The sequence below is a fragment of the Mesorhizobium sp. WSM4842 genome (genome assembly GCF_055901575.1).
The window spans coordinates 5,713,420-5,726,957 of sequence record NZ_CM148372.1 but is presented as its reverse complement, the minus strand read 5'-3'; the positions used below and the strand labels follow the sequence as shown (position 1 = coordinate 5,726,957).

The following is a 13,538-nucleotide window of genomic DNA, read 5'->3' as shown; positions in this document are numbered from 1 at the left end:
GACCACTTCAGTTCCAACTGTTGCATTGCCGCCATTCGGGGAGTAATCTGCCATCGGGGTGAATGGGGTATTTTAGAATGGAACAAGGTCCTTTGGCGGAGCTGTTGGTCGAACGCTTCGAGAATATGCCGCCGCAGTTGCGGGTCGCCGCGCGTTTCGTGCTGGATCATCCTAAGGATGTCGCGCTGATGTCGATGCGCGAGCAGGCGCACCAGGCCGGCGTTTCGCACAGCACGATGATGCGCTTGGCGCGATGGCTTGGCCTTGAAGGCTACGAGGATATGCGCAGCCTTTATGCGCGCGCGCTGCGTGAGACAGGCGCCGGTGAGCCGGCGCGACAGGGTATGGGGCAGGACGACGGCGATCCGGGATATTCGACTGCAGGCGTCGTCGCCGACACGCTCGCGGCGCAGATTTCAAGTCTGGGTGAGTACGGCAATGCCTCGCAATTCGCCGCCGCCGCCGAGCTCCTTGCACGATCACGCAATCTGTTCGGTCTCGGCTCGCGATCCGGTTATCCGGTTGCGAACCACTTCGTTCACATCATGTCGTTTCTGGCTGGCGGTGACCGCAAGGTGACGCTTGTCGGCGAGATGGGCGGACATGGTCTGGATGCCTTGCAGGGTGCGGGACGGGACGACGTCCTCCTTGCTGTGGGCATGTCGCCTTATGAACGCACGACGATCGACGTGGCGCGCCAGTCGGCCAGGCAGGGTGTCGGCGTGGTGGCAATCACCGATAGCAGCGTGTCGCCGCTGGCCCGGATCGCGCGGGAGACCATCATCGTTACGGCAAATTCGCAGTCATTCTTCCGCAGCATGGCGCCGGCGTTCGCCGCCGTCGAGATTCTGGCGGCACTGACGGCCGCGCAGTCTGAAGTGAATGCTGCAGAACGAGTAAGACAGTCGGACGAGCAACTCGCTGCTTTCGGCATTTATTGGAAGCCGCTCCGGTAGGCACAGGGCTTCCACTGTCGGGCGCGGGGGCGTTGACGGCAGGCAGACTGCCTGAACCAGGACTGGACCGGCTCCGGAGGTTGTTTGATGATCCGCCCGATTAATACCGTCAAGCCGCCGCCGCCCAGGGTCGATCCAAAGGCCAATGCCGAGCAGACTACGCGGCTGCAGGCGGAAGCCACGAAATTGCAAAATGAAATCCGGCTCGCCAACAAGATGGGTGAGGCCGACGCGGCCGCGGGCGCCCGCCAGCGGCTGACGCAGGTCAATGCGGAACTGACGACGGCACAGCCGACTGCCCCGGCGGCGCAACCAGGACCGGTGCCGCCTGCCGCAGTCACCGCAGCAAACGGCAACGGCGGCGCCACCGCCGCGCCTGCGCTTTTCACGACGCAGAATTTCGGCGGTACGCCAAACCTCCTGCTGACCAGTGGTGAGCCCGACGACGGTGGTGTTTCGCCGGAAGTCACCAAGGCGAAGGACATTCTCAAGGAGATCGAGGGCGGCAAAAGCATCGACAACATCGCCGCCGAGCAGGGACTGGCTCCCGAGGATGTGGTGGCGGCTCTGAATGCCGGCGGCATGACGGCGGTAGCGACCGAGCACGCCAACGGCGACACCCGCACGGTGGTGATTACCGCCGGAGACCGCACGATCACCGAAAACCAGGATTATCACCACGGCGGCTACTACACCGAAGTGACCGGCCCCGACATGCAGGCGACTTCCTCGCCGATCCGGGACGATCTCGGCCGCAAGGAAACCACCAGTGTCGACGCGCAGACCGGCGCGATCACGACCACACTGGTGGACGATCTCGGCGACGGCGCGGTCACCGAACGCACGACCAATCCCCAGACCCGTGAAACCACAACCACCGAAACGAGTGGTGACGGTGCCGTCACCACCACAAGGAACCTGCCGAATGGGTCGACCGTGCAGACGGTGACGCCCGCCGGCGGCCCCGCATTGCCGGTAACCACGGTTACGGCTCCGGGCGGCGAGGTGACCACACTGGCGCAATCGCAAACGGCGGACGGCTCGGGCGTGCCGTTGATCCAGGAACAGCTTGCCGCGGGCAAAAGCATTGACGAGATCGCCGAGGAGAGCAAACTTACGCCGGAGCAGGTGATCGCCGAGCTGAACGCCGCCGGCCTCGAGGTGACGCAGGGCGGTGACCCTGGCGAGACCCTCCAGATCGTCGTCACGGATCCGAATACCGGCAGGACCGTCACCTACAACAATGACTACCATCATGGTTCGCGCTCGGTGACGACCACCGAGGGAAGCACCGAGACGACCGACATGGTCGACGGCAACGGCGTGACCACCCAGATCGAGCGCAACACCGAGACCGGCGAGCAGACCACCACCATCGTCGACCCCAGGAACAACACCGAAACGACGATCGTCTTCGACAAGGACGGCCGACGCACCGAAACAATCGTAGAGACGCTGAACGACGGCGAGCCGATCGATTACGAGGTCCAACCCGGTGACAATCTGAGCGACATCGCCGAGGCGCATGGTGTGACGCTGGACGATCTCGCCGAGAGCAATCCGGAACTGTTCACCTCTCCGCGCGATCCCGACCTTATTCATCCGGGAGAGACCGTGGTGATCGAGGGTGCCACCAGGACCACCGTCAATGTGACGTTTAACGGCTACACTCTGACCACGTCGCCAGACGGCAAGATTACGCTGACCAACGATACCACCGGCGCCGTTACAGATATCGCGGCCGGCACCGCGCAGGAAGCGTTGGCCGAGTTGTTGCTGGACATCAACCCGAACAGCAATGACCCGGAACAGGCCAAGGAAGACCAGATACTCAAGACGACGCTGGACGGCATATTCGGCGGAGCGACGCCAGAGCTGACCACGGAGGCGCTTGAAAAGCAGCAGGCTGTGGTCGCTGCAATGGAATTATATGGTCGGGGACAAGACGCAACCGGCGCGACTCTCGACGGTGGTCCCACGTCGGTTGGTCCCTACGGGAACCCACCATCAGCCACGGCTCCTTCAGGCGGGAAGTGGGTGCCGTTGCTGGTCGACGGGAGCTGGAAATGGTTCGACCCGGAGGTGGCCAAGGCGATCGCAGCCGAGAACGTGGCGATTGCGAACTTCGGTGAGGCAGAAGCAAAGGCTGCGCAGAGCGCAGCACAGCTCGACGTCTATGCACTTGACCCTGAATTCAAGAACGCCATGGAGGGTGCCGAGTCGACGCTCGACGAGGCGTTGGCGCCTTATGGACTGGATTGGAAGCCGCCCGAGCCGAAGGGCACGCTGGCAGATGCGCAAAGTCGGTTGAGCCTCGCCAACAACGCGCTTGAAAGCGCCAGCACCGCCCGGGCCGAATACGAGCAGGGCCAGACGTCACTTCTCGAAGCGATCGACAAACAGGTAGACCTGCCGACGCTCAGCGATCCCAACCAGACGGCTGTCAGCAGCCCGGATGGCCCCAGTGCCGAGGAAACCAGCCAACAAGGAAAGGCCGCGCACGCGGAGGTCGCCGAGCTCTTTACAAACGTTTCGCTACGCACCGCCAACGGCAACAAGGCCACGATCGATCAAATGATCAGCTCGACCGAGCTGGAGCTGAAGCTTACCGATGCCAAGCCTGGAAGCCCAGAATACACGGCCATCGAAGAGCGGCTTGAAGGTCTGCAAACGCTTCAGGGGGCCGCGGCCAATCAGGTGACCCTGGCCGAGGCATATCAGGAGTATGGGGTTGCACAGGCAGAGGCGGCGGATCTTGCCGTAACCATGGAGCCTCTCAAGCAGCAACTGCTTGCGCAGGCGCAGGAAAGAAACCCGCACCATTTCGATTGGGAAGGCTATACCAATGGACATGGTGACTTTACTGGCAAGATAAAATCGCAGGACATAGTCGAGGAGAACGGTCAGCTCTATGTCGTTACCGTCTATGAGAACGCCACTTTCACCGACGAGAACGGTGATGACACCAACGTACATAAATCTGCCCTGACATATGACCTCAACGACGAGGGTATCAGGGAAGATTTCCGCAACGATCCGCTCAACAAGCAGTGGCAGGAGATGCTGGCCTCGACGCAGGACATATCGTCGGCGCCGGTATGCACAGCCAGCGGCACGGGATCGCAATCGGCGCTGGACGCGGCCAAGTCGAAGATTGTCGGCGTGCAGGTCGACCAGCTTGATGCCGGGCTGAGAGATGCGAAGACGGGGCTCGTCGACGCGACAACGGCACGCGACCAGGCGATCACCGACTACGGGCCGGGAACCGTAGAGGCGCCCGCTGGCACGCTCAAGCCGGGCGAGACGGCGGTGAAGATCCCGGTGAACGGCCGCGACCTGTGGGTCGCGCCGGAAGTTGCCGCGGCCTACGAGGAGCAGGGGTCGGGCGCAATCGGCGACAGCGGCAAGTGGGTCCAGATCGAGATGGACGGCCAGAAGCTGTGGGTGCACCCCGAAGTTGCGGCCGCGGAAATCGATCGAGGCCAGGCGGAGACCGAAAAGAACCAATTGGAGGACTGGGAAGAAAACGTGCGGCCGGCGATGGTGGCTGGGCGCGACTGGTACGCTTTTTCCGCAAGCCACCCCAAGCTTCTCGAATACGGTTCCGCCGAGCATGAGGCGAAACTCAAGTACGAGTATTTTGAAGAACACAAGGACCAGGCGCTGGCTGGATATCAGGTCCAGTTCGAGAACCTCTACGAGGCCGGCTTCACCGGCGAATACGAGACATATCCGCCGGACCAACTCAGCACTGCCGTTGGTCAGACCCTCGGGCTCGACGCGCCGAGTGAAGACGTCCAAAAGGTCACCGAAGAAATCACCGACCGCGCCGGCGACGACGCCGAGGTCAAGATCGTGCCGGTTTTCTCCCTCGACGGCGGGAAGGAATCGACGACGGCTTTGTTCGCGATCAAGAGCGGCGGCGACGAAATCGGCTATGTCGACAGCTCGGGCAAATATTACAGCAGCTTTGACGAATTCCAGCACGAGAACCGCATCTTCAGCGAGAAGGGCAATCTGGTCATGGCCAAGGGCGGCGACATGTCGCTCGGCGAGGATGGTTTTTCGCTCGACGAACTGGAAGTGGCCGACGCGCGCAAGGTGGGTTTCTGGGACAAGGCTACCGACATTGGCCTTGGCATCGTCGCCGGTGTCTCCACCATCGTCTCGTTCGTGCCGGGCGGCCAATGGGCGATTCCCATCGCGATCGGCTCCGGATCAATCCTTGGCGGCAAAGCTCTGATCAAAGAGGGTGATCACCTCCTGCAGGGCGGCGACTTCGACAGCCAGTCGGCCTGGAATGTCGCCACCGGCGTAACTGCGTTCCTGCCAGTGGGCGCGGGTGCTCTGCGCACATTCGGCTTGGCCAAGACAAGCCTGTCCAGATCCCAGGCTTTCGCGGGCGGCTTCGGGATGACCCGCATGAAGGATGCCAGCTGGGGCTTCGGCAGATTCCAGGTGAACGTAGAGGAGGCCTCTTATGCTGGTAAGGTCTCGGAGTTTATGCAAAGCGGCAACAAGCTGACCACCGCTGCGTGGAGCCTCGATGCCGGCGCCGTGGTTACCGGTGTTCCGTTGCTCGGCAAATCGGTGGAAGATCTGGCGGCGCATGGCGGCGAGATGTCCCTGCTCGAGCTCGCGAACGCAGTCGTGGGCATAGGCGTCGGCACTGTCGGCACAGGCTTGGGCGGCCGCTCTCTGTTGTCCAACATGCCTGGAACCGGCGGCGCCCGGAATGAAACTCATACGTCGGAGACGGGGCCGCAACCGCGGGCCGTCTACGAAGCCGGCCCCGACGGTGTCTACAGGCCCACCGGCGAGCAGGTCATGCCGGATCCAGATGAGATCATCATCGATGGCGACGCGGCCGGCGAAACATCCGGCCAGCAGGGAGCCGGTTTCGGCGCCCGGAACGGTTTTGACAACACGGGAGGGGCTAACCGTCCAACCGGTCCGAGGGCGCTGCCGGCCGGCGAGTCCGACGGTCCGAACCCACCGCCACCCGCGGGCGGCAAGGGTGATCCATCAGGCGACGGACAATCGTCGCGGCCGATGGTCGTGCATGAGCAAGGCACCGACGGCGTCTATCGCCCGACCGACAAGCTGGTCTTCCACGATCCCAGCCACCCCGTCGTCGAGGGGACGGTTGTCAACGTCCACGATGAAGGGCCGAGCGCCCCGGGCGAGCGCGGCGATCCCGAGAATGCCAGCGACCGAGACGCCGAGGGAGCGCGTGAGCAGAATGTGCGCGTCCCCGCCGACGGCGATCCGATTGTGGTTCCGCCAGTCCGCGGCGATGGAACGACGCGCCCGGCCGAGAGCGGCTTGCGGCTCGTCTGGGACCCGGCGACCAAGACGTTCACCGGCATGCCAGGCCCCAATCCCACGGAATACGTCTACACCAGCGGCAAGGATCCGCAGCAGACGGGCTACCTCGACGGCGCACGCCCTTACGATCCGGCCGTGCTGGCCACCCCGGACGAGGTCCTGCTCCAGTCCGAAACGGAAACACGCGGGGCGGAAGGCACGCGCCCGTTGATGCGCTACACTCTCGGCAACCGCCATACCGGCGAGATGCTTGTCGATTTCAACCTGCCGGAAGGGCAGAGGGTTGTCGCCATACCCGAACCCAAGGCGATCACCGCCGCGCCGGAGCCGGTGCCGGCTCCTGTCGAGCTCGACCCTTCCTTGCCGGTGCTTTATCTCGGCGCCGACGGCCGCTGGACAACCGATCCGAACGCCCGCACGGAGCCACCGGCCGTGACGGACACCGGGCACCCCAGCCGGTTTCGGCCCGACGGCACGCCGATCATCAATCGTTTCTCGTCAAACCCGTACAGCTTCGGCCAGACGTTCAATGCAGTCAAAGCCGGCCTGCGGCGGATCGGCACGCGTTACGCGAATACCGAACCCCGCTATGACTATCCGAAGCTCGGAGAGCTGGTCGACAGCATCTATCACCGGCCGGTTCCGCAGGACGGCGTCACCGCCGGACAGGACATCTATGTCGAGGCCGGCGGCGAATACCTGCCTGCCAAGGTCGTTGTGGCCGGCCCGCAGGCGAGCATGACCCGCGACATCGTCCTGCCGGGCGAGCATGCGACGGATGCCGGCTACCTGGGTTCGGGCAAGACCGTCGAACGCGCCAAGCGCGGGTCGATAACCACGCCGAACGGCCAGATCAGGGTCAACACCCCGGCACGGGAAGTCCATACGTTCGATCCTGCCGACAATCGGGAAGTCAGCCATCGCTCGGCGCTCGGCGAAACCCTGGCCACGATCTTGCCGGCGCTTCCCGACGATGCGGCGACGCCCGCGCCGATGTGGACGCCCGAACAGCTGGAACTGGTCGGCGACTATCTCCACTCCCTCGAACGTTCCAGCGATCCTGTCGTCCGCGATGCGGTGACCATGACCAGAGTGCAGCTCGGCGGCAGGGGCCTGCCTCAGTCCGGCACGGAGATGACGCAGGCCCAGCATCATGCGCTTGGCGAAATGCTCAACGCCGACCGCAACAGCCCGTTCACCGGCTGCAAGCCGGCCGGCCAGCTTTCGATGAACGGCCTGACGACCCTCCAGGTGTTCAGCGCTCAGGGCAAGCTGCCGCATCTCTCGCCGGGAGAAGTGATCGACCAACTCGGCCTGTCGTCCGACGCCAGGCTGCCCCGCGGCGAGCAGTTCCTTACCGCCGGGGCGCTGCCAGGAGAAGCCGGCTGGACCGACGCCGGCCGCGGCATCGTCGGCGATTACCTCAAGGCTGCGTCACGCTCCACCGATCCGAACCTTGCCGCCGCGGGTAATGCCGCCTCGCCGTTTTTCAAGGGGCGCGCCACCAAGCCCGGCAAGGCGGTGACCGCCGCGCAGCAGGATGCGCTCATGCAGGTCCTGCAGGCCGACAGTGGCAGCACGTGGGTCTACGGTCCGAAGCTTCAGCCGGAGACTTCGTTCAAACCCGCCGGCAAGCTTTCGCCGGAAGGCCGCTACAATGAGAAGGTTCTGTCCGGCCACGACACCTGGACGCCGTATCTTTGGCGACAGATGCGCGGTTACGCCGCCAACCAGCAGAAATCCGCGGAACCCGCGGTCCAGTCGCTCGCGCACGCGCTGGAGAACGCGTTGCCTGCAAGCAAGCCCAGGGCCGGGACCGAGATCAACAGCGAGGTGCCCGTCCTGCTGGAGCGGTTGCTGGGTGCCGACAAGGCGAGTTCTTGGCGCGCCCCGACATTCTTCACCGATGCACAAGGGGTCTGGCGGTCCGACCGCGCCACCGTTTCCTGGTTCCTGCAGGAGCACGAAGCCAATGTCCTGGGCGGCCCCGTGCTGAACGACATGGTGACCAACGGCGCCTTGCTGGCTGCCGGGTGGATCCTCGGCCCCGACGGCCGCACCGTCACTCTCGGCGGATCGATGCTCGGCGTCGGCATCAAAGTGCCGCTGCCCAGCCGGCAGGTCTATGGCGAACTCAGCCTGAAGAACAACGGCCCGAACGGCACGGGCTTTCTGCTCCCGGTCCATCCCAACGACGCGAAGGGCCAGAAACTTTTCGTCAATGGATACCGGCCGAATTTCGCTTATGACGAGGCGGCGGCTCCCTCCGCCCGGTGGGTCGCCTCGGCGCCGATGCTGTCGAAGAACACGTTCCAGAGCGAAAGCGCCTTTGGCGCTTCGATATCCCTGGCTGGCTTCTCTCTGAGTGGGGCCTACGTCAATCGCACGCTGCGCTATCTCGGCGGCGAAGGCGGCCGGCCGGGATATACGCACAGGGAGCCTGGCCCGCTCAGCCAACGGGCAGCCTCTTTCTGGGAGGAGGCGACGAGAGGTGGCGCCAGCCACTATAGCTCCGAAGGCAAGGTGCCTGGTTTCGAGGATCGTCTCCTCTACCGCAACTACAACGTCATTGCGCCCGTCGGAGGCGGCAAGCAACCCTGGCGCGGCACCCCCGCCTTCGAGGGCGTTCCGCGCGAGACGGGCGCCGGGCCGCTCAACCGCCTGGACCGCAAGGACCACGGCGCCGGTCTCGCCGTGAACTATAGCCAATGGCCGGTAACGACGGTGGAACTCGGCTCGGTGAGGAAGGACCTTGTCCCGCATGCCCGTACCGCCCGCGCCCACCCCGGATCCTCCGAAGGCGCGCAAAAGGTTTTCTCCGCGCTGGACACTTCGGGAGGGCAACTGACGCCGGACGTTCTGCAGCATCTCGACGCCTATCTCGCCGAAGTTGCGGCATCGCCGCACGGCGATTTAAGGTTTGCTGGTCAGCGCGTGTTGGATGTGTTCCCGGAACTGGGCGTGGCGCCATATCCGGACCAACTCGCCTCCGCCGGCGGACGACCAGACGGCATGAGCAGGCCCGCCTGGAAGGCGTTGCGGCAACAGCTGGACCAGCAGGCCCGCAGCGAACTGACGCCCACGCAGGCCCATTACCTCAACCGGCTGCTCGAGCAGGATGTGCTGCACAATTCGCCGCCGACCCCGCCGGCACTTGGCTCGGGGCCGCCGGATGGCACCCCGCCGGCACTCGGTCCGGGACCGTCGCAAAAAACGCTGCGGATCGTCGACGAGAATGGCGAAACGGCCACCGTGAGGTATCTCGGGACGCCGCCCAAGAGCGCGGAGAACGTATACGTGCCGCCTGCGGATGGCCCGCAACTCCGCAGCGACGACCCGGCCTTGGCTCACAAGTCGCATATTCTGCATCGCGATCCGGAAACCGGGGAGCCGGTCGTGCTGCCCTGGATACGTGGTGCTTCCGATGACCATGTGCCGGGGAGCCTCGGGCATCCCGAGGAAGGCAATCTGCCGGTCGACGGCGCCGGCGACCCTGCAAGACCCTTGCGCGGCAATGTCGGCCCCTATGTTTTCCGCGCCGATACACGTGCGCCGAGCGAGATCAGGGACGCGGGCGGCTTCTCGCCACCGCCGCCGACAGGAATCTGGGTGGACAATCCGCAAGGCATCGTCCTGAGCAACTATGTGCTTGGCAATACCCATGGCCGTTTCGTCGGCACCAGCCAATCGATCTCGGGCGCCAAGACCTTCGTCGCGGAAGAGTCACGGGCCGCGCGGCAGCAAGGCTATACCTATCTCTATACGCTCAGTCCGAGCAGACCGCGCCTCCACGTCCCGACTGAGTTCGAGGCGATGGGCCGGCCCGTCAGCGACAGAATGGCTCGCGTCGACGAGACTGCAATCGACGGTAGCATCCCATGGAACGAGGTCCATGGCTGGCGGATGATGGATCCGGACGGGAACTTCGTCGGTGAGTTCACGCGCAATGACGATGCCGTCGCGCCCGGCGGATCAACACAAAAACGCCCGCAGGTGATCTTGCGGCCGGCCGACGAGTTCTGGGATGCGCCAGCCCAGGCCGAAGCACCGCCGCCGGTGGCCGAGGTGGTCGGCAACGAAACCCCAACCGTGGCTGGCGAAATGCCGCAGGCGGCGAATAGTGCCGCCGAAACGCCGACAGCCGCGACATGGCCGCCGGCCCCTGACCGGGGAAGGGTGGTCTTTGACTCTGCCAGCGGAAGGATCGTCAGCCTTGAGCTTCCGGTGAGTTCCGCAGCGGAGCCGGGATTTGCCGAACCCGTGCGGGCGCCGACCGGGCCGGAGGTCAGAGCGCTTGCAGCCGATCAGATTTCCGAACTCACCGGCACGCAATTGCACGCCATCAAGCCGGCGCACATCGCCAAGCTGGCGCCTCAGCAGGTGGCTGCACTCAGCCCCGAGCAGATCGGGCAACTGACGTTCGATCAACTTGCCGCACTTCGGCCGACGCAGTTGCGGGCTCTGGGTGGCGAACAGCTCCAGGCGATCAGGCCAAGCAGATTGCAGGCTGTTGCCCCTGGCCGGATCACCGGCTTGCGGCCGGATCAGGTCGCGGCCTTCTCACAGGAGCAACTCGCCGCCCTGACCACCGAGCAGGTGCGCAAGCTGACGCCCGACCAGATCGCCAAGCTCAGTGATGAGCAGCGCAATGGCCTTACGCCGGAACAGGTCGCCGCCATGAGACCTGCCCAATTCAGCCATCTCGGTGCGACGCAGATTGCGGCGCTGGACCCAGCTCTCGTCGCGGCACACGATCCCGCGACGATGGCAAAGCTGTCGCCAGGCCACATCGCAGCCCTGACGCGGGAGCAGCTTGGCGCTCTGACCATTCATCAGATCGAGGCGCTGACGAAACAACAGATAGCGGCGCTGACGCCGAAGCAGCTTGGCGAATTGAGCCCCGGCCAGTTGCGCAAGTTCACGCCCAAGCAGTTTGCCTGGATGTCGACCGAGCAAACAAATACGCTTTCGGTGCTGCAGATGACCACCTATCGGGCAACCCACAAGAAGGCCATGACGCCGGATCAAACTGCGGCCGTTGATCAGGCGCTGAGCCACGCCCGCCTCAAGGAGAACGCGCAGTTGGTCGCGACATTCGGTCCGATGGCCGGCTCCTCCTACACGGTATGGCAGATCTTGCCACCGCATTGGGCCGCGACGGCTGCGGGCGTGGCGTTCGGCGTGCGCGGCATCGTCTTCAGCGCGCAATCGGTCTTTCCGAACGCCACGGCAAATCACAAGCCGCTGGGACGCGCCCTCAATGCCGCGAGCGGGGCGTCGTTCATCTTTTCGTCTCCAGGCTCGGCCGCCGGGCTGCTGCGCGGCGACAATGTCGGGGTGAACGGCTCCTTCTCACTGGGCAATGTGGTCTACGGCACGAAATCCGCGCTGCAGTCGATCGCCGGACGCCCGGTGTTGCGGAACGTGGCCGAGCATCTGGCCGGTCCCGGTTATGTCTTTGGTTCCCTTCTCTACACGGCACAGAACCTGCACTCGCCGCTGGCCGCGACGGCGGGCGCCTTGTTCACCGTCGGCAGCGCTGAGTTCTGGGTGTCGGCCGCGCGCACGGATCTGCTCAATCGCCGGGCCGTGCCAAGGACGGACGAGCAGATCGACGCCCGCGCAAAGTCCGACGCGCGCTGGGGGATCGCCGATCGCATCGCGCTAGGCGTGACCTTCGGCGTCGGTATGCTGCTGTTTGCCTGGGATGCGCTGGACGACCAGCCATGGAACAACACCGGCAAGACGCCGGCAACCGACCCGACTGCGCCGGGCAACGACCCTTCCGGCGTCGATGGCGCGCCTCCGGACGAAAGCACAGAGCAGCCTGATCCCGGGACGCAAACCCCGCCGCAGGACTTCCCGCAGCTCGCCGTGCTGGCCGATGACGGCCTGAATTTGCGGGCGCAGCCTGACGGGGATTCGACCGTGGTGACGGTTCTGCAACCCGGCACCTTCGTCGAGCAGACCGCCGGGCCTTCGACAGACCAGTCAGGAGACGCCTGGATACCAGTCGAAGGTTTCGGGCCGGACGGTGACATGCATAGCGGCTGGGTTTCCGGCGATCATGTCGAGGCGCATGCCGACGGCAGCAGCACCCCTGCGGGCCGCACCAATCCAACGCTGGAGAAAGACGGCTATCAGTGGGTCGAGGTCAAGAACGGCGACAGCATTCGCCTGATCGCCAGGACCCATTCTGCGGATGTGGCCGAGACGGTTGTGCTCAACATGGATCATATCCTGAGCCCGGATGTGATCTTCTCAGGCGACCGCATCTACCTGCCGGCCACCTTGGGCTGAGAAACCGCGGGCCTGAGCTCGTCGGTTCTCGCAGCATAGACATGCGCAACGCAGCCGGCCAGCTTTGCCGCCCGCTCCGCTATCGGATTGGAGGGTTCGGAAGAGTAGGAGGCGGTAAACTGCAGGTCTGACGGGTGCCATTCGCATTCGACGATGCGCAGTTTTCCGCTTGCGAGATAGTCCTGGACGACTCCCTCGGGCAGCGAGGCTATGCCGATTCCGTTGAGTGTCATGGTGATGGAAGCGGCCAGCGAATTGGCCGGAAAGATGCGCGGTGTCTCTTCGAATTCGCCGGTGAGCTTGCGGTAGAGTTCGCTATAGGGTCGCGTGGTGCGCGCGTAGCTGATGATGGGAAACTGCATCAGGTCGTTCAGCGTCACCTTGCGCCGGTAGGGCAATTCCAATTGCGGCGAGCAGACCCAGACAAGCGGAAAGGACGGCATCTCGATATTCTCGATGCTGTACTCGAGGACAGGGCCCATCAGCACCGCAAGATCGAGCCGGTGTGACATGAGTTCGTTGCGAAGGGTCGTCGTCGCATCGACGACGATATCGGTATCGACAAGCGGAAAGTTTGCCTTCAGTGCCGTGAGGAAATCCGGCAGCCAGGTGTGCACGATCGTTTCGGCGACCCCAAGCCTCAGCACCCTCGTCGTCTCTGAAGTCTCTGAAAGAGAGCTGGCCATCAGTTGCAGCCGCTCCGCGACGCGCAGAACCCGTTGGGCAGGTGGTAAGAGCCGCTGTCCCTCGGCGGTCAGCCTGACTGTGCTGCTCTGCCGCTCGAACAGCTTGGTGCCAAGCGCTTCCTCCAGCCCGGCAATTCGGGTGGACACCGCCGGCTGCGTGGTGTTCAGGCGTTCAGCCGCCCTGCGAAAGCTTCCGAACGTCGCCACCAGGAGAAAGGTTTCGAGCTGCTTGATGTTGAAAGGTATCACGACGGCAGGTCACTCATTT

The 13,538-nt window shown here is 64.2% G+C and carries 3 protein-coding genes; 2 read left to right on the top strand and 1 reads right to left on the bottom strand.

Features of this window, described 5'->3' with window-relative positions; genetic code table 11:
• Nucleotides 1-77: 77 nt before the first annotated feature.
• Nucleotides 78-956 carry a MurR/RpiR family transcriptional regulator gene (locus tag AC0NIE_RS27860; RefSeq protein WP_473613610.1) on the top strand — a complete coding sequence of 293 codons (879 nt, stop codon included), beginning with the start codon at nt 78-80 and terminating at the stop codon, nt 954-956.
• An 87-nt stretch (nt 957-1,043) separates the two neighbouring features.
• On the top strand, nt 1,044-12,584 hold the full coding sequence (locus AC0NIE_RS27855; protein ID WP_473484964.1) for a LysM peptidoglycan-binding domain-containing protein: 11,541 nt from the start codon (nt 1,044-1,046) through the stop codon (nt 12,582-12,584).
• Here the strand turns inward: AC0NIE_RS27855 and AC0NIE_RS27850 are convergent.
• Nucleotides 12,560-13,519, bottom strand: coding sequence for a LysR family transcriptional regulator (locus AC0NIE_RS27850; RefSeq protein WP_473484966.1), 960 nt, complete (start codon nt 13,517-13,519; stop codon nt 12,560-12,562). The genes AC0NIE_RS27855 and AC0NIE_RS27850 overlap by 25 nt on opposite strands.
• Between the last annotated feature and the right edge of the window lie 19 nt (nt 13,520-13,538).